Genomic DNA, 23811 nt, shown 5'->3' with positions numbered 1-23811 from the left:
CGAAATGGGAACAATCGTCAGGTTGGGGCGGCGGCGGACTCCTCGGCCTCGACCTGGCGGTTCCACTCCGCCTTGCTGGCCCGCCAGCCCTCGTCATCCACACCGCGACGCCAGTAGCCGGAGATGGAGAGCCGCTCGCGCGGAACCCCCAGCTCGCCCCGCAGCAGCCGGCGCAGCTCCCGGACGAAGGTCGCCTCACCGTGTACGAAGGCGTGCACCCCCGGTGGGAAGTCCAGCGCCCGGACCGCCGCGACCAGCGCCGCGCCAACCGGCCGGTCCCCCCGGTGCAGCCAGGTCAGCCGCACCTGCCCCGGGCTGGGCAGCGGCTGTTCCTCGGCCGGTCCACTGGTCTCGACCAGGACGGTGGCCGGCGCCCCGACGGGCAGCCGTTCCAGGGCGACGGCGATGGCCGGCAGGGCGCTCTCGTCGCCGACCAGCAGGTGCCAGTCGGCGTCAGGGCTCGGGGCGTACGCCCCACCCGGGCCGAGGAAGTGCACCGGGTCACCGGGACGCAACGCCGCGGCCCACGGCCCGGCCAGCCCTTCGTCGCCGTGGTACACCACGTCCACGGTCAGCTCACCGGCGTGAGTGTCGAAGGCCCGTACGGTGTACGCGCGCAGCCGTGGCCACTGCGTGGCCGGCAGGTCCCGACGGATCGCGGCCAGGTCGATCGGCTCCGGGTAGACCGCCCCGGGCACCGGGAAGAGAATCTTGATGTAGTGGTCGGTGAACTCGCCGACCGGCAGTCCGGCCAGTTCGGCACCGCCGAGGACCAGCCGAACGACGTGCGGGGTGGGCCGTCCGATCCGGACGACACGGGTGGACGTGACCTTCTTTGGACGATCCGGCATGCGGTTAGGTTAACCTAAGTCAACCTGCCCGACGGCGTCGGTCGGGCCACCAAAGAGCCGGGCATGCCGCTGCACCGCCGCCGGATCCGTCAACGACGCCACCTGATCGACCACCACCCGCAGCCGGGCCGCGTCGTCTCCGGCAGCCCGCCACAACGGGGCGAACACCGTGTCCAACGCGTCGGGGGCCCGGTCGGCCAAGCCCGCGACCAGGCCGGCGAGGAGCTGCCGCTGCCGCTCGTGCCGGGCGGCGGAGCCGGGGCGACGCAGCACGTACCGCAGGGCGATGCCCTTGAGAAGGGCGCACCGAGCCCGGACCTCGCGCGGCACGACCAGGTCGGCGGCGTACCGCCGGTGCGGACCGGGCCCGAACCGACGCCGGGTGGCCGCCACCGCGGCGGCGACGAAGCGACCGGTCAGCACGCTGGTGGTCGCCTTCAGTGCGGCCTGCGCCCGATGACTCCCGTCGTAGCCGGCCAGCGCCGCGAGCAGCGGGTCGGCAAGCAGCTCAACCAGCACCTCAGCGAGGTCGGACGGGGACTCATTGGAGTAGGCCGCCGCGACATCGGCACTCAGCGCCGCCCGCTCGTCGGCGTCGACCAGCAGCGGACGCAGCGTCACGTACCCGCCGTGGATGCCGTCCTCGACATCGTGCACCGAGTACGCGACGTCATCGGCCCAGTCCATCACCTGCGCCTCCAGGCACCGCTGCCCGTCTGGCACGTCGGCGCGCAGCCACTCGAAGACCGGGCGATCGTCGGCGTACATGCCGAACTTGCGCTCTCCCGGCCGGCGCGGCCACGGATACTTACTGACCGCGTCGAGGGTGGCCCGGGTGAGGTTCAGCCCGGCGGAGGCGCCGTCCGGCCCGATCACCTTCGCCTCCAGGCGGGTGAGCACGCGCAGCGTCTGGGCGTTGCCCTCGAAGCCGCCGCAGGTCGTGGCGAGGGTGTCCAGCGCCGCCTCGCCGCTGTGCCCGAACGGCGGGTGCCCAAGGTCGTGGGCGAGCCCGGCGGTGTCCACCACGTCGGGGTCGCAGCCGAGCCGGCTGCCCATCTCGCGGGCGACCTGGGCGACCTCCAACGAGTGGGTCAACCGGGTACGGAGGAAGTCATCGGTGCCGGCCGTGTGCACCTGGGTCTTGGCGGCAAGCCGCCGGAAGGCCGCCGAGTGCAGCACCCGGGCGCGGTCTCGCTCGAACGCCGACCGGCCCTGCCCGGTGTCCTTCGCGGGCTCGCCCACCCACCGCCGCTGGTCCGGGCCGACCGGATTCATGCCGCCAGGTTACGCCGGCCAGCCGGTGACCGGTGGGCGCCGGCGTGGGCGGTGACCGGTGGGCGGTAGGTAGCCGGCCACCCACCGCCCGGCACGTCAGCGGCTGTCCGATCCGGCGGTCTCCACGGCCGCCCGCCCCGCCTCCAACCGGGCGACCGGCACCCGGAACGGCGAGCACGACACGTAGTCCAGCCCAACCTCATGGAAGAAGTGCACCGAGTCGGGGTCACCGCCGTGCTCGCCGCAGACGCCGAGCTTCAGCTCCGACCGAGCAGCCCGCCCCTCCTCGGCGGCGATCCGCACCAACCGGCCCACCCCGTCCCGGTCGATCGACTCGAACGGTGAGATGCCGAAGATGCCCAGCTCAAGATAGCGCCAGAAGAAGGCGCCCTCCACGTCGTCGCGGGAGAAGCCCCACGCCATCTGGGTCAGGTCGTTGGTACCGAACGAGAAGAACTGCGCCGCCTCGGCGATCTCGCCGGCGGTCAACGCCGCTCGCGGTACCTCGATCATCGTGCCGATCAGCACCTCGACACCGCTGCCGCCGACCACCTCGGCGATGATCTTCTCCGTTTCGGTGCGTACCGTCTCCAGCTCCTGCACCGCACCGACCAGCGGGACCATGATCTCCGGGAAGGCGGACCCACCGGACTCGGCGACCGCGACGGCGGCCTCCGTGATCGCGCGGACCTGCATGGCGAAGAGGCCGGGAATGACCAGGCCGAGCCGGACCCCACGCAGGCCGAGCATCGGGTTCTCCTCATGCATCCGCCGAACGGCGGCCAGCAACGCCTCTTCCCGGGCCGCGGCCTCGCCCCGCTCCTGGGCTACCGCCACGTTGACCGCGAGTTGCTCCAGCGGGGGCAGGAACTCGTGCAGCGGCGGGTCGATCAACCGCACCGTGACCGGCAGCCCGTCCATCTCGCGGAAGATCTCGACGAAGTCCGCCCGTTGCAGCGGCAGCAACGCGGCCAGCGCCTGCTCCCGATCGGCGTCGGTGGAGGCGAGGATCAGCCGCTCGACCAGTTCCCGCCGGTCGCCGAGGAACATGTGCTCGGTACGGCACAGGCCGATCCCCTGCGCGCCGAAACGCCGGGCCCGCGCCGCGTCCGCCTTGGTGTCCGCGTTCGTCCGCACGGCCAACCGCCGCCGGTCGTCGGCGTGGGTCATGATCCGGTGTACGGCCCGCACCAGTACGTCGGCCTGCTCCGGGTCGAGGGTGCCCTCGAAGTACCGCACCACCTCGGACGGCATCACCGGGACCTCGCCCAGGTAGACCTTGCCGGTGGTGCCGTCGATCGACACCACGTCGCCTTCGTGAACGGTCTGTCCGGCCACGGTGAATCGCTTCGCCGGGATGTCCACGTCGAGTTGGTCGGCGCCGGAGACACAGGTCTTGCCCATGCCTCGGGCCACCACGGCGGCGTGGCTGGTCTTACCGCCGCGCGAGGTGAGGATGCCCTGCGCGGCGATCATGCCATTGAGGTCGTCCGGGTTGGTCTCCCGGCGGACCAGGATCACCGCCTCGCCCCGGCCGGCCAGCTCCACCGCGCGGGCGGAGGTGAAGACCACCTTGCCGACGGCCGCGCCCGGTGAGGCGCCGATACCGGTGGCGACCGGCTGGAACTCGTGGTCCAGGTTGAAGCGCGGGAACATCAGCTGGGCGAGCTGGGCACCGTTGACCCGGTGCAGCGCCTCGTCCAGGTCAATGAGGCCCTCGTCCACGAGCTGCCCGGCGATGTTGAACGCGGCGGCGGCGGTGCGCTTACCGACCCGGGTCTGGAGCATCCACAGCTTGCCCCGCTCGATGGTGAACTCGATGTCGCAGAGATCCTTGTAGTGCCGCTCGAGCCGGGCCATGTAGTCGAGCAGTTCGTCGTAGGACTTCTTGTCGATCCGCTCCAGCTCCTGCAGCGGCACGGTGTTGCGGATCCCGGAGACGACATCCTCGCCCTGCGCGTTGGCCAGGTAGTCGCCGTAGATGCCCTGGGTCCCGCTGGCCGGGTCGCGGGTGAAGGCGACGCCGGTCCCCGAGTCCGTACCGAGGTTGCCGAAGACCATGGCGACCACGTTCACCGCGGTGCCCGCCTCGGCGGGCAGTCGCTCCTGGCGGCGGTAGATCACCGCCCGCTCGGCGTTCCACGACTCGAAGACCGCCCGGATCGCGAGGTCCAGCTGCTCCCGCGGCTGCTGCGGGAAGTCCCGGCCGGTGTGCCGGCGGAAGATCTTCTTGTAGGTGTCGACCAGTGCCCGGAGGTCGTCGGCGGTCAGGTCCAGGTCCAGGTCGCTGCCCTTGGCCCGCTTGGCGTCGTCGAGGGCGTGCTCGAAGTCCTCCCCCGGCACCGCGCAGACGGTCTTGCCGAACATCTGGATCAGGCGACGGTAGGAGTCCCACGCGAACCGGTCGCTGTCGCTGGTGGAGTCGGAGCCCGCCGAGCCGCCGGCCTGTCGGGCCAGCCCCACGACGCTGCGGTCGTTAAGGCCGACGTTGAGAACGGTCTCCATCATGCCCGGCATCGAGAACTTGGCGCCGGAGCGCACCGAGACCAGCAGCGGGTCCTCCGGGTCGCCGAGGGTTCGACCCATCGCCCGTTCCAGGGCGTCGAGGTGGGAACCGACCTGGTCGGCGAGGCCGGCCGGTTCGCTACCGGTGGCGAGGTACGCCTGACACGCCGAGGTGGTGATCGTGAAGCCGGGCGGCACCGGCAGGCCGAGGTTGGTCATCTCGGCCAGGTTGGCGCCCTTGCCGCCGAGGAGCTCCTTCTGGTCTTTGTTTCCCTCGGCGAAGTCATAGACGTACTTGTGATCGACTGTCTCCTGCGCTGCCACCAGAGCCTCCCACGCACGCCGAATGTGTCACTTGACGAAGGTTTCAGCTGCCACCGGGCGGCCCGGCCGCCGGTCCGCGGCCACGCTGCCGATCGTGGGGCGAAGGTTAGGCGAACATCGGACCCCCAGGGACCGTTCGGTGACAATCGGCACAGTCGTCCCCACTTTCCGTGTTCGTACCCGTATTTGGAAACGCTTCCACGCGCACGATCACGCATCCGTCGTACCGCCGTACCCTTGATGCGACGCCCTCGGTGAAGCCTTGCCACAACCGCCGCGAATACACCCCCGAAAGGCAGCTCCGTGCACCCCACCCCCGCCACCTCGCCGCAGCAGCCGGAACACCGGCCCGCCCCCGCGACCTCGGGTACGACGGGCACCGTGCCGGGCACCGACGGTGACGCGAACACCCCGACGAACTCCGCCCCGACACCTGTCCCGCCGGCAGCGGGCGAGCTGGCCCGGCTGGCGGCCCACGAAGCCGGCACCCGACTCGCGCCCGCCCCGGTCCGACTGGGCGACGTGGTGCCCGCCCCCGAGCAGATACGCCCGGCGCCCCGCGCCGACTTCACGCTGACGGCCGACACGAGAGTGTGGGTCAGCCCCGACCCCGCCGCGCGGGCCGTCGCCGAACGCCTCGCCGACCTGCTCCGGCCGGCCACCGGATATCGGCTCCCGATCGCCGAAGCCCCGCACGCCGGGCCGACCGACGGCATCGCGCTCGTCCTCGCCGAGCAGCCCGAGCTCGGTCCCGAGGGCTACCGACTCGACGTGACCCCGACCGGGGTCCGGATCAGCGCCGCCACCGCGACCGGGCTCCACCACGGCACCCAAACCCTGCGCCAGCTTCTACCGGCCACGATCGAGAGCAGCACACCGGTCCGCGCCACCTGGACGTTGCCCGGTGGATCGATCCTCGACCGGCCGCGCTTCCCGTACCGGGGCGCCATGCTCGACGTGGCCCGACACTTCTTCGGGGTGGACGACGTACTGCGGGTGATCGACCACCTCGCCCGCTACAAGCTCAACCACCTGCACCTGCACCTCACCGATGACCAGGGGTGGCGGATCGCGGTCGAGTCCCGACCGCGACTGACCGCGGTCGGCGCAAGCACGGCGGTCGGTGGCGCCCCCGGCGGGTGGTACACCCCGGCCGACTACCAACGAATCATCGCGTACGCGGCCGAGCGGCACCTCACCGTCGTTCCGGAGATCGACCTTCCGGGGCACACCAACGCCGCGCTGACCGCCCACCCGGAGCTGGCCCCGGCCGGGCCCACACCGGTGCCCTACACCGGCACCGAGGTCGGCTTCAGCTACCTGGACCCCACCAACCCGCAGACGTACGAGTTCGTCGCCGACGTGCTGGGGGAGGTCGCCGCGCGTACCCCCGGGCCGTTTCTGCACATCGGCGGCGATGAGGCCTTCAAGGTGAAGGGAGCGGTGTACACCGGATTCGTGGAACGGGCGCAACGCATCGTGGCCAAGCTCGGCAAGACCGTGGTGGGCTGGCACCAGTTGGCTCCGGCCGCCCACATCGAGGGACGGGTGCTCCAGTGGTGGGGCACCGACGGCATCGACCCGACCACCGCCGACGCCGTCCGCCGCGGCGCCCGGCTGATCCTCTCCCCCGGTAACCGCGCGTATCTGGATATGAAGTACACCTCCGACACCCCGATCGGACATGACTGGGCGGGCCTGATCGACGTCCGGCGGGCCTACGACTGGGACCCGGCGACCCAGGTGACAGGCGTGCCGGCGGAATCGGTGTTGGGGGTGGAGGCCCCGCTCTGGACCGAGTCGGTCACCTCGCTCGCGGAGATCGAATTCATGCTCCTGCCCCGGCTACCCGCCATCGCGGAGCTGGGCTGGTCACCGCGAGCCACCCACGACTGGGCGGCGTTTCGTACCCGACTGGCCGGGCAGGGACCCCGCTGGACGGCGGCCGGCATCGCCTTCCACCGCTCCGCTGAGGTCCCCTGGCCCGCGACGCCCGCTGATCCGCCGACGGCGCTGGTCGCGGCGTCCACGCCGCGCCCCAGGGCGGCCTAGCCGGGGTCTCGGGGCCACGGTGTCACCGATCCACCTGCCTGGGCCGGATGTCTGGTCTGGTCGCATGGCCGCGCGGGGAGATGCCACCTGATCGCCCACTCTGGGCGGCTTGTCGGGTGGCCCGGGTCACCGTCGCCGGGGAATCGGTGGTGGGGGCCCGTGGTTATACCTGGCGTAACCATGCGGGGCAGCCGCGAGCGCCCCGCCGGACCGCCGGACGCCGGTAGTTCGCCCGCCCCGGAATGCCACCGGGCCGGCGTTGGTTACCCCCCTCGGGCCGCCCGAGTAGCACCCCGCCGGGCGCAACCCCCTCTTTCGAATCTCTTCTCGAACCACCTCGCCCGACCCGTAGGCGCGCCCCCGCGTCCGCGGCACCCCCGAGCGAAAGGCTTCGATCATCATGCGTACCGACATCCTTCGCAAGACCGCCCTGACCGCCGCTGGCCTGATCGCCACCGGTGGCGCCATCGCCGCCCCCGCGACCGCCGCCTTCGCCGCCCCCACCGCGCAGCCCACCGCGCAAAGCCAGCGCGACGGCACCCGCGTACTCCCGGTCGACTACGAGGCCCAGCCGAACTTCTACTACTGCGGCCCCGCCGCCGCCCGCAACGCCCTGTCCGTGCAGGACAAGGACATCGACGTCTACTCGATGGCCGAGCGGATGGGCACCACCGAGTCCGGCACCGACTCCATCAACGACATCACCCCGGTGCTGAACACCGAAACCGGCAGCGACGTGTACCGCAGCGTCGAGATCTCCACCCCCGAGGCCGACACCACACAGACCGACACCCTGCGCGAAGACATCATCCGCACCGTCGACGACGGCCGCGCCGTCGTGGCCAACATCGCCGGCACCGCCACCGACACCAACGGCGAGAGCCACTCCTTCGCCGGCGGCCACTACATCGCCGTCAACGGCTACCGCGACGCCGGCGACCAGGTGAAGATCGCCGACTCGGCGAACCCGAACACCGCCGAGTACTGGATCACCACCGAAGCCCTCGCCGACTGGATCGCCACCCGCGGCTACTCCACCAGCTGACCACCAACCAACCGACAAGGGCCGGCCCCCACCAGGGGCCGGCCCTCGTCGTCGTCCGCCGGGCCCGGTTCAGCCGCCCGAGTCGGCCAGCTCCGCGCCCTGCGGAACCGTGTCGTCGTCCCGGCTGTCCAGCCACCCGTTCGGCAGGAACACCTTGCCCGGGGAGTTGGTCCGGCCACGGGGCTGACCCAGCGTCTCCACCGGGAACGGCGCCGCCGGGTCGAGCTTGCCGAGCAGATCGTCGAGCTGCGCCAGGCTGTCAATCATCGCGAGCGACCGACGTAGCTCGCTGCCGACCGGAAAACCCTTCAAATACCAGGCGACGTGCTTCCGGAAATCGGTGCAGCCGTCTCGTTCACCGCGCGCCGCGTCCCGGGCGCCGACGGTGAACTGCTCGACCAGCAGCTCCGCGTGCCGGCGCATGGTCGTGGCCACCTCCCCCAACGTGGGCAGCCGCCGGTGCGGCGCACCGGTGAAGGCCGCCTCCAGGTCGGCGAAGAGCCACGGCCGGCCCAGGCAGCCCCGCCCCACCACGACCCCGTCGACGCCGGTGTGCGCCACCATCCGCAGCGCGTCGTCCGCCTCCCAGATGTCGCCATTACCCAGTACCGGCACGTCCAGCGCCGCCTTCAGCGTCGCGATGGCGTCCCAGTCGGCGGTCCCCGAATACCGCTGGGCAGCCGTACGCCCGTGCAGCGCCACCGCCGCGACCCCAGCATCCTGGGCGGCGAGGCCCGCCTCCACGTACGTCAGGTGGTCGTCATCGATGCCCTTGCGCATCTTCACGGTGACCGGCACCCCGGCGGGTGCGGCGGCGTCCACCGCGGCCCGCACCAGCCGGGCGAAGAGCCGACGCCGCCACGGCAGGGCGGCACCACCGCCCCGGCGGGTCACCTTCGGGACCGGGCAACCGAAGTTCAGGTCGATATGGTCGGCGAGGTCCCGCTCGACGACGATGCGCACCGCGGCGGCGGTGGTGTCGGGGTCGGTGCCGTAGAGCTGGAGGCTGCGCGGCGACTCTCCGGGGCCGAAGGCGATCATGCGCAGGGTCTTGGGGTTCCGCTCGACCAGCGCGACCGTCGTGATCATCTCGCAGACGTAGATGCCACCGCCCTGCTCCCGGCAGAGCTGACGGAAGCCGACGTTGGTGATGCCCGCCATCGGTGCCAGGACCACCGGCGGCCACACCTGGTGCCGCCCGATGGTCAGCGGGCGGGGCGGGACGGCCTTCGTCGTGGTCACCACTCCAGTGTAAGGAGGCCCTGGTCCTCCCTCCGCTGGCCTACCAGCGGAGGGAGGAGCCGCCCCGCGGCTCAGCAGCCGGGGAGGCGCTCGATCAGGTACCGCTCGACCTGGTCCAGGGCAATCCGCTCCTGGGCCATCGTGTCCCGGTTGCGCACTGTCACCGCGTCGTCGTCGAGGGTGTCGAAGTCGACCGTCACGCAGAACGGGGTGCCGATCTCGTCCTGCCGGCGGTAACGGCGACCGATGGCCTGCGAGTCGTCGAACTCCACCACCCAGCGCTTACGCAGGTCGGCGGCGAGTTTCCGGGCCTTCGGCGAGAGCGCCTCGTTGCGGGACAGTGGCAGCACCGCCACCTTCACCGGGGCCAGCCGCGGGTCGAAGCGCATCACCGTGCGCTTGTCCACGCCGCCCTTGGTGTTCGGCGCCTCGTCCTCGTCGTACGCCTCGAGCAGGAACGCCAGCACCGCACGGGTGAGGCCGGCCGCCGGCTCGATCACGTACGGGATCCAGCGCTCGCCCTTGGCCTGGTCGAAGTAGGACAGGTCGACCCCGGAGTGCTTACTGTGTGTGGCGAGGTCGAAGTCGGTGCGGTTGGCGATGCCCTCCAGCTCCGCGAACTCGGTGCCACCGAACTGGAACCGGTACTCGATGTCGACGGTCCGCTTCGAGTAGTGGGAGAGCTTCTCCTGCGGGTGCTCGTAGCGACGCAGGTTCCTCTCGCTGAGACCGAGGTCGAGGTACCAGTTCCAGCGCTCGGCGAGCCAGTACTCGTGCCAGCCCTCGTCGGTGCCCGGTTCGACGAAGAACTCCATCTCCATCTGCTCGAACTCGCGGGTCCGGAAGATGAAGTTTCCCGGGGTGATCTCGTTGCGGAAGGACTTGCCGGTCTGGGCGATGCCGAACGGCGGCTTCTTCCGCGCCACCGTCTCGACGTTCTTGTAGTTGACGAAGATGCCCTGCGCGGTCTCCGGTCGCAGGTAGTGCAGACCCTCGTCGCTCTCCACCGGGCCCAGATGGGTCTTCATCAGGCCGTTGAACATCCGCGGCTCGGTGAAGGTGCCCTTGTTTCCGCAGTTCGGGCAGTTCAGCTCGGTCAACGAGGCCGGCGGACGACCGTGCTTGGCCTCGTACGCCTCCTCCAGGTGGTCGGCCCGGAACCGCTTGTGGCAGGACTGGCACTCGGTCAGCGGGTCCACGAAGGCGTCCAGGTGGCCGGAGGCGGCCCAGACATCACGGGCCAGAATCACCGCGGAGTCGAGACCCACCACGTCGTCGCGCTGCTGGACCATGCTCCGCCACCACTGCCGGCGGACGTTCTCCTTCAACTCCACCCCGAGCGGGCCGTAGTCCCACGCCGAACGGGTACCCCCGTAGATCTCGCTGGACGGGAAGACGAAACCCCGACGCTTGGCGAGGCTGACAACGGCGTCGATACGGTCTGCAGGCATTTTTCCTCCTACGCCGGCTGGCGGTCGGCGGGGACAGTACGGGATGGAGTGAGGTTCGGGACAACGGTATGACCGGCGACGTCCTGAGCCCAGGAGAATACCGGGAGCGGTTCAGCTCACCCCGCACACCTCCAGTTGACCGGTCTGCTGGTTCTGCTCAAGGTTCACCCGTTGGTGGTCGCGGTCGCCGCCGCTGAGGGTGACGTCCACCGACACGGTCAGGTCGTTCTGGTCGACCTCGCCGACCTGGAACGAGGTCACCTGCGGCGCGCTGGCGGCCCGCCGTTCGAACTCCCGCCGCGACATCTGCTGTCGTGCCTGTGGACAGAGTTGGTCGTAGGCGGCGCCGTACTCCCGTTCCACCAACGCCTGGTAGTAGTCGGTGGAGGCCGCTCGCCCCTGCTCATCGATCGCCTGCACACCGGTCACCAGAAGCCCGATCACCGCCGCGCCCCCGCCGCCGCAGCAGAGCACCAGGGCGAGCGCCCCGGCACCGAGTCCCAGCCAGAGTCGGGTGCGACGGCCCTCGACCGGCGGTGCCGCGAACGGCGGCGCGACGCCGGGGCCGGCCGGCGGATTCGGCACTCCCGGCCCGGGGGGCGGTCCGGGCACGGCGGGGGGCGCGGCGCCGGCTGCCGGTCCGGGCGCGGCAGGGGGTGCGGCGCCGTCTTGCGGGCCGGGCACCGACGGGTGTGGGGAGGGAGCGGCCGGTCCGGGAGCGGTCATGGGCTCAATGTAGTGCGTATCGCTCACCGGTACGGATCGGCCGCCCGATCGCTCGCCGTCACGACCACGTCGGCGCCGGGCGCGGCGGTGGCGAGGGCCTCGTAGGCCGACGGTTCGTCGACCGACTCGGCGAGCAGCGGAACCGCGGTGACCTTGACATCGAAACCGCCGAGCGCTCGCCGGTAGGTGCCGACCGATTCCCACTCGGTGAGCAGGCACCAGTGGCGCGGTTCGTCCAGCGCGCGGACGAGTTGCCCGCGCAGGTATCCGGGGCGGGCCGCGAGCGCGGCGAGCGCGGCGTGCGCCCGCGCGGTGAAGTCGGCGACGACATCGGGCTCGACCACGAACCGGTTGGTGACCAACACCGGCTACCTCCTCGTAGAGTCTGTGGGATGCAGCGTACGCAGCACCGGTTCGCGAGCCGGTTAGCCCGGGCAAACCCGACGGCAGTCTTCCTGGTCACCCTGGTGGTGGTGCTGGTCGCACTCTTCACTCCGGGGGTGGTCGGCGGGCTACTCACCCTCGCCCTCGCGGCAGTCGTCGCCACGCTGGTGGTCACCGCGGGGGCGAGCCAGCCGGCGCGGCTGCGGGTGGTCCGGCTCCTGGTGCTGACGCTGCTGATCGTCGCCGGGCTGGTCAAGCTACTCTGACATGCACTCATGCGTTTTTGACAATCATTATCACGGTTGCGGACAGTTGCTGGTATGAACTACCGCCGCGCTCCGCGCGCCTTAGCCGCCACCTCCGCCGCCCTGCTCGCCCTCGGCACGGCCGCCTGCTCTGACGAGCCAGTCGATGCAGACCCGCAGCGGGTTGAAGTCGTCGCTGCGTTCTACCCACTTCAGTTCCTGGCCCAGCAGATCGGCGGCGACGCGGTAACCGTAAGTAACCTGGTCAAGCCCGGCGCTGAGCCCCACGACATCGAGCTGAGCCCGAGCCAGGTTGGTGACGTGGCCGGGGCGGAGCTGATCGTCTACCTCAAGGGTTTCCAGCCTCAGGTCGACGATGCGGTGCAGCAGAACTCCGCCGACCGGGCATTCGACGTCGCCACGGTCGAGCCGCTACTCGACGCCACCGGTGACAGCCACGATCACGACCACGGACACGAGGGCGAAGAAGCCCACGAGGGCGAAGAAGCCCACGAAGGCGAAGAAGCCCACGAAGGCGAAGAAGCCCACGAAGGCGAAGAAGCCCACGAAGGCGAAGAAGCCCACGAAGGCGAAGAAGCCGGCAGCAAGGACCCGCACCTGTGGCTGGACCCCACCCGGCTCGCCACCGTCGGTGACCAGCTCGCCGACCGGCTCGCCGAGGCCGACCCCGATCACACCGACGGGTACGCAAGCCGAGCAAAGGAGCTCCGGACCAAGCTGGAACAGCTCGACACGGAGTTCACCGCCGGTCTGGAGACCTGCCAGCGCCGGGAGATCGTGGTCAGCCACACCGCCTTCGGCTACCTGACCACGCGCTACCAGCTGGAGCAGATCGGCATCACCGGACTGAGCCCGGAGCACGAGCCGTCACCGCAGCGGCTAGCCGAGGTGATCGAAGAGGCGAAGGAGCACCAGGCGACCACGATCTTCTTCGAGACGCTGGTCAGCCCGAAGGTCGCCGAGACCATCGCCGACGAGGTCGGGGCCGAGACCCTGGTGCTCGACCCGCTCGAAGGGCTGTCCGCCGACGACGGTGGAGACTACTTCTCGGTGATGCGGACCAACCTCACGAACCTGCAAACGGCGCTGGACTGCTCATGACCACTCCCGTCATCACTGTCACACACGCGGCGATGGGCTACGAGGGCCGGACCGTGCTGCGGGACGTCTCGCTGACCGTCGCCGCCGGTGAGGTGGTGGCGGTGCTCGGTGCCAACGGCTCCGGCAAATCCACCCTGATCCGGGCCGTACTCGGACTCGTTCCGATCAGCTCCGGGTCGGTCGCGCTCTTCGGCCGGCCCGGGCGCCGGTTCCGGCAGTGGCACCGCATTGGGTACGTCCCGCAACGCCTCGGTGCCAGTGGCGGCGTGCCGGCCAGCGTCCGCGAGGTGGTGGCGGCTGGCCGGCTGGCCCGTCGGGGCTTCCTGCGCCCGCCCGGCCGCGCGGACCGGATGGCGGTGGCCACCGCGCTGGCGGCAGTCGGCCTCGCCGACCGAACCGGCGACCCGGTGTCCACCCTCTCGGGCGGCCAGCAGCAGCGCGTTCTCATCGCGCGGGCCCTAGCCGGCGAGCCGGATCTGCTGATCCTCGATGAGCCGACCGCCGGCGTGGACGCGGCGAGCCAGGAGGCATTCGCTGGAGCGCTCAAGGAATTCGTGGGCGGCGGGGGTACCGTCCTCTTGGTCGCGCACGAGCTGGGGCCGCTGCGGCCGTTGATCTCCCGGGCCGTCGTCGTACACGCCGGTGGGATCGCCCACGACGGCCCGGTGCCCGAGCCGGCCGGCCATCACGCCGACCCCGACCACGACCACGTGCACCCGCACGGTCCCAACGAGCCCGCCGGTCTCTGGAGCACGTGAGATGGAACTCTTCCAGTACCCGTACATGCAGCGTGCCCTGATCGGTGCGCTGATCATCGGCTTGGCCGCCCCGGCGCTCGGCATCTACCTGGTGCAGCGGCGGCTGGCACTGATCGGCGACGGCGTCGGGCACGTGGCGCTCACCGGTGTCGGTGCCGGCCTGCTACTCAACCGCTCGCCGGTCCTGGCCGCCGTGATCATGGCCAGCCTCGGCGCAATCATGATCGAACTGGTCCGAGCCCGCGGTCGCACCTCCGGTGACCTGGCGCTCGCCCTGCTCTTCTACGGGGGCATCGCCGGCGGTGTGATGCTCGTCGGGCTCTCCGACAGCACCAGCGCGAGCCTCCACGCGTACCTCTTCGGCTCACTGTCCACCATCAGCCCGGCTGACCTGACCACGATCGTGGTGCTCGGCGTGGCGATCCTGGTTACCATGCTGGCGCTCTACCCGGCGCTCTTCGCGATCGGCCACGACGAGGAGTACGCCCGCGTCTCCGGGCTGCCCGTCCGCGCCCTCAACCTGCTCCTCGCGGTCGCCACGGCGGTCACCGTCACCATCGCGATGCGCGCCGTCGGTGTCCTGCTGATCAGCGCGCTGATGGTGGTGCCGGTCGCCGCCGCCCAGCAGGTCACCCGTGGTTTCCGTAGCACGATGACGGCCGCCATGGCGCTCGGGCTCTTCGCCGCCGGATCGGGGGTGTACGTGGCGGCCAACGCCGACACCGCCCCCGGCGCGTCGGTGGTGCTGATGGCGATCGCCTCGTTCGCGGTGGTGGCGCTCGGCGGCGTGGGCTGGCGGACGCTACGACGACGGCGGGTCGCCGCGGCGGAGCCGTCGGCGGTAGAGCCGCACGAGGTGGTGCTGAGTCGGTCCTGACCAACAGCGCACCCCTGGGGTTGGTTACCGTTACCCCTGTGAGCAGCGAGTCCGGCTACGACGCCTACGAGGGGGCGAGCGAGCTGCTGCGCGCCCTCTCCGCCCCGATCCGGCTGGCCATCGTCAGCCAACTCGCCGAGGGTGAACGGTGCGTACACGAATTGGTTGACCAGCTCGGTGCCGCACAGCCGCTGGTCTCCCAGCACCTGCGGGTGCTCCGCGGTGCCGGGGTGGTGCGGGGTTCCCGGCGCGGACGGGAAATCGCCTACACGTTGGTTGACGAACACGTCGCGCACATCGTGGCGGACGCGGTCAGCCACGCCGGCGAGCACACCACCCCCGCCTGAGGCTCACCTCGGATCCCGGACCCGGGCCACGATCGCGTCCGCGAGCGGCGCTGGTGCCCGGTCCGGAATCCAGTGGCTCACCCCGGTCAGCTCGACGAAGCGGTAGTCCCCGGTCACGTGGGCGGCGCAGGCCGCGGCGGCGGTGCGGCCGATCGCGATGTCCCGGTCGCTCCAGACGTACGTCGTCGGCACCGACACCGGCCCGACGGCCGCCAGGTCCCTCCGGGACATCGCCCGGTACCAGTTCAGGGCGGCACTCAACGCGCCCGGAGCGAGCATCGGTTCGACGTACGCAGCCACCCGGTCGGCGTCGCCGGCTCCGGCCAGCATCCGGCGCAGCCCGGTCGCCCGTCGGGCCAGCAACACCGCCTCCGCCGTCCCTTTCCGCCGAAACAGCCGCATGTACGCCGAGCGGGCCCGCTGGGACCGATCGGTGCTGAGGGCATGGGCCATGGCTCCCGGGTGCGGCACGGAGACCGCGGTCAGCGAGCGCACCCGGGCCGGATGCCCGGCAGCGAGGGCCCAGCTGACCACCGCGCCCCAGTCATGCCCGACCACGTGCGCGGCGGCGACGCCGAGGTGGTCCAGCACCGCCACCGCGTCGCCGACCAGCTCACCGAGGCGGTACGCGGAGACCGCCGCCGGACGGGCACCGGGCGAGTAGCCGCGCTGATCGAGTGCGTACGTGCGCAACCCGGCGGCGTGCAGGAGCGGCACCACGTCGGCCCACTCCCCGCTGTGTTGGGGGAAGCCGTGCAGCAGAAGCACCGGCGGGCCGGCCGCCGGGCCACCGACGCGGACATCGAAGGTAAAACCGCGGACATCGACACCCATGATCGGCAGCCTACCCCGGCCCGACCGAAGTAACCCCGGTCAAGCTGCACCGATGTCACTTTGTTGAAAGATCTTCGGAGGTGCTAGCGTCGGTCGCACATTTTCACCTCCGACAGGGGAGCGCACAGCGCTGAGAGTGTGGGCAACGCCCCACAGACCCTCGAACCTGATCTGGGTAATGCCAGCGCAGGGAGTTCGGTCGGCCTCCAGGCGTGCCATCGTCCGGCCTAGCCGGAATGGACGTGCCCTCCCCTGCTCTCCCGGAGCAGACAGGGAAGAACGATGAGTAAAGTCACAACAACGACCAAGCGCTGGCGCACCGTCGATGTGGTCGTCGCCGCGGTCATCGCCGTCACCTTCGGCGTCATCTTCTGGGCCTGGGGGCTACTCTGGAGCGTCGCCACCCCGGTGTTCGCCTTCTTCCCGCCGGCCCAGGCCATCATGTACGGCGTCTGGCTGATCCCGGCGGTGCTGGGCGGCCTGGTGATCCGCCGCCCCGGTGCGGCGCTCTTCTGCGAAATGGTGGCCGCGATCGTGTCCACCCTGCTCGGCTCCGAGTGGGGCAGCATCACCATCCTCCAGGGTCTGGCCCAGGGGATCGGCGCCGAGTTGGCCTTCGCCGCCTTCCGCTACCGCTCCTTCCGGCTACCCACGGCACTACTCGCGGGGGCGCTGACCGGCCTCAGCGCGGCCCTCTTCGACTTCTTCGTCTGGAACAGCGAGTACGCGCTGGGCAGCTACCGGATCCCGTACGCGCTGCTGACGATCGCCAGCGCCACCGCCATCGCCGGGTTCGGCGCCGAGAACCTGACCCGAGCCCTGGCTCGGACGGGCGTGCTGGACCTGTTCCCCGCCGGCCGCGAACGCACCACCATCTGAGCACCGTGTCGATCGGGAGGTTGGGGCCGCAGTCCGCGGGTCAGCATCCAGCTCCGGGGCGGCGCCGGTGAGCGCGGTTCGGTTGCGGGGCTTCGGGTGGCGGCACGCGGGGCGGAAACGGTGGGCCGTCCGCGGGCTCGACCTGCGGATCGAGCACGGCGAACGGGTCCTGCTGTTGGGTGCCTCCGGGGCGGGTAAGAGCACCCTGCTCGCCGCGCTGGCCGGGCTACTTCCGGAGGACTCCGGCGAGCGGGAAGGCACGGTCGAGGTCGACGGCCGGGACCCACGCACGGCCCGCGAAGAGGTCGGCCTGCTCTTCCAGGACCCGGAGACCCAGCTGGTGATGGCGCGCTGCGGCGACGACGTCGCCTTCGGCCCCGAGAACCGTGGGCTACCCGCCGAGCAGATCTGGCCCCGGGTGGACGAGGCCCTGCGCCGGGTTGGTTTCCGCTACGGCCGGGACCGGCCGACCGCCGCGCTCTCCGGCGGCGAACAGCAGCGCCTCGCCCTCGCCGGGGTACTCGCGCTCCGCCCGCGTCTGCTGCTGCTCGACGAGCCGACCGCCAACCTGGACCCGGCCGGTGCGGCGCTGATCCGCGACGCGGTCGCCGCGGCGCTCGATGCCGACACCACCCTGCTCCTCGTCGAGCACCGGCTCACCGAGGCGCTGCCGCTGGTCGACCGGGTGGTCGTGCTGGCGCCGGGCGGCGGCGTCCACGCCGATGGCACCCCGCAGGCGGTCTTCGCCGCACACGGCGAGGCGCTCGCCGCCGAGGGGGTCTGGGTGCCGGGCCATCCGGTGCCGCCGCGGCCGGCCACCACCAGCGCCGGGGAGACGTTACTCACCGCCGACGAGCTCGCCCTGCCGCCCCGGCTGGCCAGCGTCTCCCTCTCCGTACGGGCCGGCGAGGCGCTCGCCGTCCACGGACCCAACGGGGCCGGGAAGTCCACCCTGGCCCTCCTGCTGGGTGGGCTGCTCGCACCGGCGGCGGGCCGGGTCACCGCGACCGCGGAGCTGGCCGGTGGGGACGCCCGCACCCCGCCGCACCGGTGGCGGGCGCCGGCGCTGGTGCATCGGATCGGCTCGGTCTTCCAGGATCCGGAACACCAGTTCGTCACCGCCGCCGTCGCCGACGAACTGGCGCTGGGTCCGCGCCGCACCGGCCGGACCGAGGCGCAGGTCCGCGCCACCGTGGACGCGCTGCTCGACCGGCTCCGCCTGACGGCGCTCGCCGAGGCCAACCCGTACACCCTCTCCGGCGGCGAGGCGCGGCGGCTGAGCGTGGCGACGGCCCTGGCCACCGCGCCCCGCCTGCTCGTCTGCGACGAGCCCACCTTCGGCCAGGACCGGCGGACCTGGCGGGAGCTGGTGGAGCTCTTCGCCGAGCTGCGCGACAACGGGCACGGGCTGGTCACGGTGACCCACGACCCGGAGTTCATCGCCACGCTCGCCGACCGCCAGGTACGGCTCGACCATCCGCGGAGCGTGCCGTGATCAACCTCGAACCGGTGACCCGACCAGACGCCCCGCTGGCCCGGCGCAACCCGGTGGCGAAGCTGGCGGCGGCGCTACTCTGCTCGGTCATCCTGATCGCCACCCTCGACCCGGTGGCACCAGCCATCGCCATCGCCTTCGAGCTGGCGCTGCTACCGCTGTTCGGCGTACGGCTCCGGGTGCTCGCCCGCCGGGCCATGCCGCTGCTGGTCAGCTCGGTGGGCGTCCTCGGCACGCTGGTGCTCTTCGCCGCCGAACGCTCCGGGCGCATCCTGGTCGAGGCCGGCCCGTTCCTGGTCACCTCCGGTGTGCTGATCACCGCGCTCGGTCTGGTGTTGCGCATGTTCGCGGTGGCCCTACCGGGAGTGATCGTGGTCGCGACCACCGACCCGACCGATCTGGCCGACGCGCTGGTGCAGAACGCCAGGCTGCCCGCCCGCTTCGCCTACGGGGCGCTGGCGGCGTTCCGGATGGTGCCGCTGCTCACCCAGGAGTGGCAAATGATCAGCATGGCGCGGCGGGCCCGGGGCGTTGACGCCGGCCGTAACCCCCTGGCCCGGCTGCGGCTCTTCGGGTCGACCGCGTTCACGCTGCTGGTCGGCGCGATCCGGCGCGGAACCCGACTCGCGGTGGCGATGGACGCGCGGGGCTTCGACACCACGACCCCCCGATCGATGGCCCGCCGCCAACACTTCGGCCGCGCCGACGGTCTCCTGATCGCCGGTGCGACCCTCCTGGCCGGTGCCGCGCTCACGGTCAGCGTCGCCGTCGGCACGTTCCGCCCCCTGATCGGCTGACCGCCGAGCCCAGAGCACCGCCGGGTGGGGTGGCTGTGGACCAGCGGAACGCAAAGCGCGATACGGTCACAGACGGAGCGAGGCGGAGGTGGCAGGGATGGACGGCCAGGCACAGATCGGCGTTACCGGGCTGGCGGTGATGGGTCGCAATGTCGCCCGGAACCTGGCCCGCAACGGCTTCGTCGTGGCGGTGCACAACCGCTCTCCAGAACGGACCCGCCGGCTGATCGACGAGCACGGCGAGGAGGGACGGTTCGTCCCCACCGACTCGCTGGCCGACTTCGTCGCCGCGTTGGAGCGCCCCCGGGCGGTCATCACGATGGTCAAGGCCGGCGCGCCGACCGACGCCGTCATTGACGATTTGGTGCCGCTGCTCGATGCCGGCGACATCATCGTCGACTGCGGCAACGCCCACTTCGCCGACACCCGGCGGCGCGAGGAGGCACTGCGCAAGCAGGGGCTGCACTTCGTCGGCACCGGCGTCTCCGGTGGTGAGGAGGGCGCGTTGTGGGGGCCGAGCATCATGCCGGGCGGCTCCGCCGAGTCCTACCAGAAGCTGGGGCCGATCTTCGAACGGATCGCGGCGCAGGTGGATGGCGAGCCCTGCTGTCGACACATCGGGCCGGACGGCGCCGGCCACTTCGTCAAGATGGTCCACAACGGCATCGAGTACGCCGACATGCAGCTCATCGCTGAGGCGTACGACCTGCTGCGGGTTGGTCTGGACGCGACCCCGGCCGAATTGGCGGAGATCTTCCGGGAGTGGAACTCCAGCGAACTGGAGTCGTACCTCATCGAGATCACCGCTGACGTGCTTGGGCACACCGACGCCAGCACCGGGCGGGCCTTCGTGGACATCGTGCTCGACCAGGCGGAGCAGAAGGGCACCGGACGCTGGACCGTGCAGAACGCCCTGGACCTGGGCATCCCGATCACCGGCATCGCCGAGGCGACGTTCGCGCGTTCCCTCTCCGGGCACGCCGACCAGCGCGCGGCCGTCCGCCACGCCTTCGCCGACCTGGGCCCGACCTGGCAGATCCAGGACCGGGACGCCTTTGTCGAGGACGTCCGGCGCGCGCTGCTGGCCACGAAGATCATCGCGTATGCCCAGGGCTTCGACCAGATTCGGGCCGGCAGCCAGGAGTACGACTGGGACATCGACCTGGGCGGCACCGCCACGATCTGGCGCGGCGGATGCATCATCCGGGCCCGCTTCCTCGACCGGATCCGGCAGGCCTACGACGACCAGCCCAACCTACCCACGCTGCTGGTGGCGCCGTGGTTCGCCGACGCCGTACGCGCCGGGTTGTCGGGGTGGCGGCGCGTGGTCGCCGAGGCCGCCCACGCCGGCGTGCCCACCCCCGCGTTCGCCTCGTCCCTGTCTTACTTTGACGCACTGCGCGCGGACCGGCTACCGGCGGCCCTGCTCCAGGGCCTGCGGGACAACTTCGGTGCCCACACCTACCGCCGGGTTGACCGCGATGGCTCCTTCCACACCCTCTGGGCCGGCGACCGCAGTGAGGTCGAGGCCTGACCCGGGCGACCGGGGTCAGGTGGTAGGCGCCACCGGGTTCGGCAGCGCTCCGCCGAACCGGCGGTCCCGCTGGGCATAGAGCTCACAGGCGTACCAGAGGTGCCGGCGGTCGAAGTCCGGCCAGAGCGTGTCCAGGAAGACCAACTCGGCGTAGGCGCTCTGCCAGAGCAGGAAGTTTGAGGTGCGTTGCTCTCCGGAGGGGCGCAGGAAGAGATCCACGTCGGGGACCTCCGGGTGGTAGAGGTGGCGGGCCAGGGTCTTCTCGGTGACCTTGGCCGGGTCGAGCCGGCCGGCCGCCACCTCCCGGGCGATCGCGGCGGCGGCGTCGGCGATCTCGGCCTGTCCGCCATAGTTGACGCAGAACTGCAGGGTGAGCGTCGAGTTGCCGCGGGACATCTCCTCGGCCGCCTGCAACTCCGAGATGACGCTCTTCCACAGCCGCCCGGACCGGCCCGACCAGACAACCCGTACGCCCAGGTCGACAAGTTGGTCGCGGCGGCGACGGATCACGTCCCGGTTGAAGCCCATCAGGAAGCGCACCTCGTCCGGTGAGCGCCGCCAGTTCTCCGTCGAGAACGCGTACGCCGACAGGTACGGGATGCCCAGCTCGATCGCGCCCTCGACGGCGTCGAAAAGGGAGAACTCTCCCGCTTCATGCCCTTTTGTCCGTGGAAGCCCGCGCTCCTTGGCCCACCGGCCGTTACCGTCCATCACCACCGCGACGTGCCGCGGCAACGCCTCGGCGGGCAGCGCCGGTGGCCGGGCGCCGGACGGGTGGGGGGTGGGCGGCACCGGTGCACGGCCGGGTCGCCTGCTCGATCGGATCACTCGGTCTACTCCCTGTCCACGCCGGCCACGGCCGACCCGCCTCCGCCGGCCGGCGTCCCGACCGCGCCGGCGACCGGAACGCCCCGGTCCACCAGCGGCAGCGAGCGTAGCGCGCGCTCCAGATGCCACTGCAGGTGCGCCGCGACCAACCCGCTGCACTCCCGGCGAACACCGCTCCCCGCGGCGTCGGCAACCCGCCAGTCGCCGCTGGTGAGCGCGGTCATCAGGTCAATGGTGGCCGGTGCGGGGTGGGCCGCGCCGGGCGGCCGACAGTCGAGACAGACGGCACCACCGGCCGGAACGGAGAAGGCCCGGTGCCGCCCCGGCGTGCCGCAGACCGCGCAGCCGGCCAGCGCCGGCGCCCATCCGGCCAGGGCCATGCCACGCAGCAGGTACGCGTCCAGCACCAGGGTCGCGGCGTGCTCCCCGTCGGCCAGCGCGCGCAGCGCCCCCAGGGTGAGCTGGAACAACCGCAGCGACGGCTCCCGCTCGACCGGGGTGAGCCGCTCCGCGGTCTCGCAGACCGCACTCGCCGCCGTGTAGCGGGGGTAGTCGCCAAGAAGGCGTTTGCCGTACAGGGCAATGCCCTCTACCTGGCTGACCGTGTGCAGCGAGCTGCCCTGCTGGCCCTTCGGGTCGCCGGCGAGTTGCAGGTCGACGTGGCCGAAGGGCTCCAGCCGGGCTCCGAACTTGCTGGTGGTCCGGCGCACCCCGCGGGCCACCGCGCGCAGCCGCCCGTGCCGACGGCTGAGCAGGGTGATGATGCGATCCGACTCGCCGAGCTTCTGCACGCGCAGCACCACCGCATCGTCGCGGTAGAGCTGTCGGCGGTACCCGGCCATCCGATCATTCTCCCTCAGGTTGCCAGCTCCGGGTCGACTCGGGGCGGCCGCGGCGCCCCTGGGTGGTCATCGCGCGTTGCTGTCCATGCTCTCGTTCTGTACGTGCTCGTTCTCCGGCGACCGGGGCGTCGGCACCACCGGCGATCTCCGCGCCGTCCCGGCCTGGTCCGCCGGGCCGACCGCGGGCTGCGCCGCCTCGGGTATGGCTGCCATCTCCGCAGACGTGGCCGCCGCCTCCGGGGGTGTAGCTGCCGCCCCCGCAGACGTGGCTGCCGCTCCCGGCGGTGTAGCTGCCGCTCGCCGTCCGAAACCGGGAAACAACTCCGGCCGGCGCCGGGCTGCGATGTCCTCAACCCACCCGACGAGCATGATGACGACCCCGAGCAGGGCGAAGACCAGCACGACCCGGATGGCCAGGCCGAGTAGGTTCTGGTGCGACCAACCAACCACGTCCACCAGCGGGGTGAGCGCGACCACGAAGGCCATGTGCCACAGGTACACGGTGAGGGCGCGCCGATTGATCAGAGTGATCAACCGACTGACAATCGCGTTGCGGTCGATCCACGCCGTTCTCGCCGGTTCCCGCCCAAGCACGACCAGGATGACACCAGCCGACCAGAGGGCGTTGGCGAGCGGATTGCCGTTGAGGTCGAGCCCCTTGGTCCCGGGCTGGGTCAGGTTCCACCAGCCGCCGACGGCGACGAGGGCGATCGCGGTCGGCCACAAGATGCGGTTGGCGAGCCGGCGCAGCATCCCCTCCTGGTGCGCGAAGCCCAACATCCACGCCCCGAGGTACAGGCCGAACTGCTGCACCACCATCGGCGGATCCGGGTACAGCCCCAGTTCGATCGCCGCGGTCAGGACGTACGGGACGAGCAGGGTGGGCAGCGGGAACCGGCGGAACAACCACAATGCCAACGGCGAGACGAGCACAAACCAGAGGTAGTTGCGCAGGTACCAGATCGGGCTCAGCGCCAGGGCGCCCCAGTGGGTTGACGGTGGGTTGGCCACCGGGAAGAGCCAGAGCAGGACCTCGGAGGTGAACGGCAGCCCGGTGAGCAGCATGGCCGGCACGAAGATCGCGGCGACCATCCAGAGCGACGGCAGCAGCCGCCGCAGCCGACGACCGACCGCCGCCGTCCCGAACCGATGCAGGGACGCCGCCATCAACGACCCGGCCAGCGCGAACATCACCGACATCGCGGGAAAGACCAACGTCATGGTGGCCCACCCCGTTACGTGGTAGACCACGACCCGTACGACGGCGAGGGCGCGCAACAGGTCCAGGTAACGATTTCGCATCAGCTCGCAACTATTTCCAGTAAGGGGCGGGCAACACAACCCCCTACCTTCCGCTGGCGACCGGAAAAGCGCGAGCCTGTCGGGAGGAAAGTGAAC

22 protein-coding genes and 1 riboswitch are annotated in these 23811 nt (G+C 71.2%); of the genes, 11 read left to right on the top strand and 11 right to left on the bottom strand.

Going from position 1 to position 23811, the window contains the following annotated elements; genetic code table 11:
• Nucleotides 1-17: 17 nt before the first annotated feature.
• The 3 genes from SALPAC3_RS0120535 to ppdK form a co-directional block, all read right to left on the bottom strand.
• A complete protein-coding gene (locus tag SALPAC3_RS0120535; RefSeq protein ID WP_018223057.1) occupies nucleotides 18-851 on the bottom strand; it encodes a siderophore-interacting protein in 834 nt (277 codons plus the stop codon).
• Nucleotides 852-860: 9 nt separating this feature from the next.
• On the bottom strand, nucleotides 861-2126 hold the full coding sequence (locus SALPAC3_RS0120530; protein ID WP_018223056.1) for a deoxyguanosinetriphosphate triphosphohydrolase: 1266 nt from the start codon (nucleotides 2124-2126) through the stop codon (nucleotides 861-863).
• A gap of 96 nt (nucleotides 2127-2222) precedes the next feature.
• Nucleotides 2223-4955: a pyruvate, phosphate dikinase gene (gene ppdK, locus SALPAC3_RS0120525; RefSeq protein ID WP_018223055.1), complete on the bottom strand. Its 2733-nt coding sequence runs from the start codon at nucleotides 4953-4955 to the stop codon at nucleotides 2223-2225.
• Nucleotides 4956-5258: 303 nt separating this feature from the next.
• Here ppdK and SALPAC3_RS0120520 point away from each other — a divergent pair, with 303 nt between their 5' ends.
• Nucleotides 5259-7007 carry a beta-N-acetylhexosaminidase gene (locus SALPAC3_RS0120520; protein ID WP_018223054.1) on the top strand — a complete coding sequence of 583 codons (1749 nt, stop codon included), beginning with the start codon at nucleotides 5259-5261 and terminating at the stop codon, nucleotides 7005-7007.
• Nucleotides 7008-7407: 400 nt separating this feature from the next.
• Complete coding sequence (locus SALPAC3_RS0120515) at nucleotides 7408-8052, top strand: C39 family peptidase (RefSeq protein ID WP_018221290.1); 645 nt, start codon at nucleotides 7408-7410, stop codon at nucleotides 8050-8052.
• Between the two features lie 69 nt (nucleotides 8053-8121).
• Here the strand turns inward: SALPAC3_RS0120515 and dusB are convergent, their stop codons facing one another.
• The 4 genes from dusB to SALPAC3_RS0120495 all read right to left on the bottom strand — a co-directional run bounded on the left by dusB (nucleotide 8122) and on the right by SALPAC3_RS0120495 (nucleotide 11836).
• A complete protein-coding gene (gene dusB, locus SALPAC3_RS0120510) occupies nucleotides 8122-9297 on the bottom strand; it encodes a tRNA dihydrouridine synthase DusB (RefSeq protein ID WP_018223053.1) in 1176 nt (391 codons plus the stop codon).
• Between the two features lie 68 nt (nucleotides 9298-9365).
• Nucleotides 9366-10745: a glycine--tRNA ligase gene (locus SALPAC3_RS0120505; protein ID WP_018223052.1), complete on the bottom strand. Its 1380-nt coding sequence runs from the start codon at nucleotides 10743-10745 to the stop codon at nucleotides 9366-9368.
• 111 nt (nucleotides 10746-10856) lie between these two features.
• On the bottom strand, nucleotides 10857-11330 hold the full coding sequence (locus SALPAC3_RS0120500) for an Rv0361 family membrane protein (protein WP_018223051.1): 474 nt from the start codon (nucleotides 11328-11330) through the stop codon (nucleotides 10857-10859).
• 164 nt (nucleotides 11331-11494) lie between these two features.
• Entirely contained in the window at nucleotides 11495-11836 is a 342-nt protein-coding gene (locus tag SALPAC3_RS0120495) for an antibiotic biosynthesis monooxygenase family protein (protein WP_018223050.1), read from the bottom strand.
• A 27-nt stretch (nucleotides 11837-11863) separates the two neighbouring features.
• Here SALPAC3_RS0120495 and SALPAC3_RS0120490 point away from each other — a divergent pair, with 27 nt between their 5' ends.
• The 5 genes from SALPAC3_RS0120490 to SALPAC3_RS0120470 are packed head-to-tail and all read left to right on the top strand — an operon-like array spanning nucleotide 11864 to nucleotide 15204.
• Entirely contained in the window at nucleotides 11864-12121 is a 258-nt protein-coding gene (locus tag SALPAC3_RS0120490; protein WP_018223049.1) for a hypothetical protein, read from the top strand.
• 54 nt (nucleotides 12122-12175) lie between these two features.
• Nucleotides 12176-13222 (top strand): metal ABC transporter substrate-binding protein, encoded by a 1047-nt coding sequence (locus SALPAC3_RS0120485; protein WP_018223048.1) that lies wholly within the window; start codon nucleotides 12176-12178, stop codon nucleotides 13220-13222.
• A complete protein-coding gene (locus tag SALPAC3_RS0120480) occupies nucleotides 13219-13980 on the top strand; it encodes a metal ABC transporter ATP-binding protein (protein WP_018223047.1) in 762 nt (253 codons plus the stop codon). Before SALPAC3_RS0120485 ends, SALPAC3_RS0120480 begins: the two co-directional genes overlap by 4 nt.
• A 1-nt stretch (nucleotide 13981) precedes the next feature.
• Nucleotides 13982-14857: a metal ABC transporter permease gene (locus SALPAC3_RS0120475; RefSeq protein ID WP_018223046.1), complete on the top strand. Its 876-nt coding sequence runs from the start codon at nucleotides 13982-13984 to the stop codon at nucleotides 14855-14857.
• 38 nt (nucleotides 14858-14895) lie between these two features.
• Nucleotides 14896-15204 carry an ArsR/SmtB family transcription factor gene (locus tag SALPAC3_RS0120470; protein ID WP_018223045.1) on the top strand — a complete coding sequence of 103 codons (309 nt, stop codon included), beginning with the start codon at nucleotides 14896-14898 and terminating at the stop codon, nucleotides 15202-15204.
• 3 nt (nucleotides 15205-15207) lie between these two features.
• Here SALPAC3_RS0120470 and SALPAC3_RS0120465 read toward each other — a convergent pair whose 3' ends face one another.
• Nucleotides 15208-16038 (bottom strand): alpha/beta fold hydrolase, encoded by an 831-nt coding sequence (locus SALPAC3_RS0120465; protein ID WP_018223044.1) that lies wholly within the window; start codon nucleotides 16036-16038, stop codon nucleotides 15208-15210.
• A 104-nt stretch (nucleotides 16039-16142) separates the two neighbouring features.
• A riboswitch (TPP riboswitch) is annotated at nucleotides 16143-16248 on the top strand.
• Nucleotides 16249-16320: 72 nt separating this feature from the next.
• On the opposite strand from SALPAC3_RS0120465, the gene SALPAC3_RS0120460 reads away from it, so the two are divergent.
• The 4 genes from SALPAC3_RS0120460 (at nucleotide 16321) to gndA (ending at nucleotide 20743) form a co-directional block, all read left to right on the top strand.
• Nucleotides 16321-16917: an ECF transporter S component gene (locus tag SALPAC3_RS0120460; protein WP_026185762.1), complete on the top strand. Its 597-nt coding sequence runs from the start codon at nucleotides 16321-16323 to the stop codon at nucleotides 16915-16917.
• Between the two features lie 67 nt (nucleotides 16918-16984).
• Nucleotides 16985-18412, top strand: a complete 1428-nt coding sequence (locus SALPAC3_RS0120455; protein ID WP_018223042.1) for an ABC transporter ATP-binding protein — start codon at nucleotides 16985-16987, stop codon at nucleotides 18410-18412.
• On the top strand, nucleotides 18409-19209 hold the full coding sequence (locus SALPAC3_RS0120450; protein WP_018223041.1) for an energy-coupling factor transporter transmembrane component T family protein: 801 nt from the start codon (nucleotides 18409-18411) through the stop codon (nucleotides 19207-19209). Before SALPAC3_RS0120455 ends, SALPAC3_RS0120450 begins: the two co-directional genes overlap by 4 nt.
• Nucleotides 19210-19306: 97 nt before the next feature.
• Nucleotides 19307-20743 carry an NADP-dependent phosphogluconate dehydrogenase gene (gene gndA / locus SALPAC3_RS0120445; protein WP_018223040.1) on the top strand — a complete coding sequence of 479 codons (1437 nt, stop codon included), beginning with the start codon at nucleotides 19307-19309 and terminating at the stop codon, nucleotides 20741-20743.
• A 15-nt stretch (nucleotides 20744-20758) separates the two neighbouring features.
• On the opposite strand, the gene SALPAC3_RS0120440 is transcribed toward gndA, so the two are convergent.
• From SALPAC3_RS0120440 to SALPAC3_RS0120430, 3 genes are all read right to left on the bottom strand, one after another.
• The gene (locus tag SALPAC3_RS0120440; protein ID WP_018223039.1) at nucleotides 20759-21535 is read right to left on the bottom strand and encodes an isoprenyl transferase; all 777 of its coding nucleotides are present in this window, start codon (nucleotides 21533-21535) and stop codon (nucleotides 20759-20761) included.
• Between the two features lie 41 nt (nucleotides 21536-21576).
• Complete coding sequence (gene recO, locus SALPAC3_RS0120435) at nucleotides 21577-22413, bottom strand: DNA repair protein RecO (RefSeq protein WP_018223038.1); 837 nt, start codon at nucleotides 22411-22413, stop codon at nucleotides 21577-21579.
• Between the two features lie 66 nt (nucleotides 22414-22479).
• Nucleotides 22480-23715, bottom strand: coding sequence for an acyltransferase family protein (locus SALPAC3_RS0120430; RefSeq protein WP_018223037.1), 1236 nt, complete (start codon nucleotides 23713-23715; stop codon nucleotides 22480-22482).
• Nucleotides 23716-23811 lie beyond the last annotated feature (96 nt).

The organism is Salinispora pacifica DSM 45544 (assembly GCF_000378845.1).
Classification (GTDB): domain Bacteria; phylum Actinomycetota; class Actinomycetes; order Mycobacteriales; family Micromonosporaceae; genus Micromonospora; species Micromonospora pacifica.
The sequence above is the reverse complement of the archived record's forward strand: the minus strand, read 5'-3'. Positions and strand labels throughout refer to the sequence as shown.

Excerpts from the sequence above, each read along its gene's own strand:
- SALPAC3_RS0120535 (WP_018223057.1), bottom strand. The coding sequence starts at position 851 with ATGCCGGATCGTCCAAAGAAGGTCACGTCCACCCGTGTCGTCCGGATC.
- SALPAC3_RS0120530 (WP_018223056.1), bottom strand. The coding sequence starts at position 2,126 with ATGAATCCGGTCGGCCCGGACCAGCGGCGGTGGGTGGGCGAGCCCGCG.
- SALPAC3_RS0120515 (WP_018221290.1), top strand. The coding sequence starts at position 7,408 with ATGCGTACCGACATCCTTCGCAAGACCGCCCTGACCGCCGCTGGCCTG.
- SALPAC3_RS0120505 (WP_018223052.1), bottom strand. The coding sequence starts at position 10,745 with ATGCCTGCAGACCGTATCGACGCCGTTGTCAGCCTCGCCAAGCGTCGG.
- SALPAC3_RS0120490 (WP_018223049.1), top strand. The coding sequence starts at position 11,864 with ATGCAGCGTACGCAGCACCGGTTCGCGAGCCGGTTAGCCCGGGCAAAC.
- SALPAC3_RS0120485 (WP_018223048.1), top strand. The coding sequence starts at position 12,176 with ATGAACTACCGCCGCGCTCCGCGCGCCTTAGCCGCCACCTCCGCCGCC.
- SALPAC3_RS0120480 (WP_018223047.1), top strand. The coding sequence starts at position 13,219 with ATGACCACTCCCGTCATCACTGTCACACACGCGGCGATGGGCTACGAG.
- SALPAC3_RS0120475 (WP_018223046.1), top strand. The coding sequence starts at position 13,982 with ATGGAACTCTTCCAGTACCCGTACATGCAGCGTGCCCTGATCGGTGCG.
- SALPAC3_RS0120465 (WP_018223044.1), bottom strand. The coding sequence starts at position 16,038 with ATGGGTGTCGATGTCCGCGGTTTTACCTTCGATGTCCGCGTCGGTGGC.
- SALPAC3_RS0120460 (WP_026185762.1), top strand. The coding sequence starts at position 16,321 with ATGAGTAAAGTCACAACAACGACCAAGCGCTGGCGCACCGTCGATGTG.
- gndA (WP_018223040.1), top strand. The coding sequence starts at position 19,307 with ATGGACGGCCAGGCACAGATCGGCGTTACCGGGCTGGCGGTGATGGGT.
- recO (WP_018223038.1), bottom strand. The coding sequence starts at position 22,413 with ATGGCCGGGTACCGCCGACAGCTCTACCGCGACGATGCGGTGGTGCTG.
- SALPAC3_RS0120430 (WP_018223037.1), bottom strand. The coding sequence starts at position 23,715 with ATGCGAAATCGTTACCTGGACCTGTTGCGCGCCCTCGCCGTCGTACGG.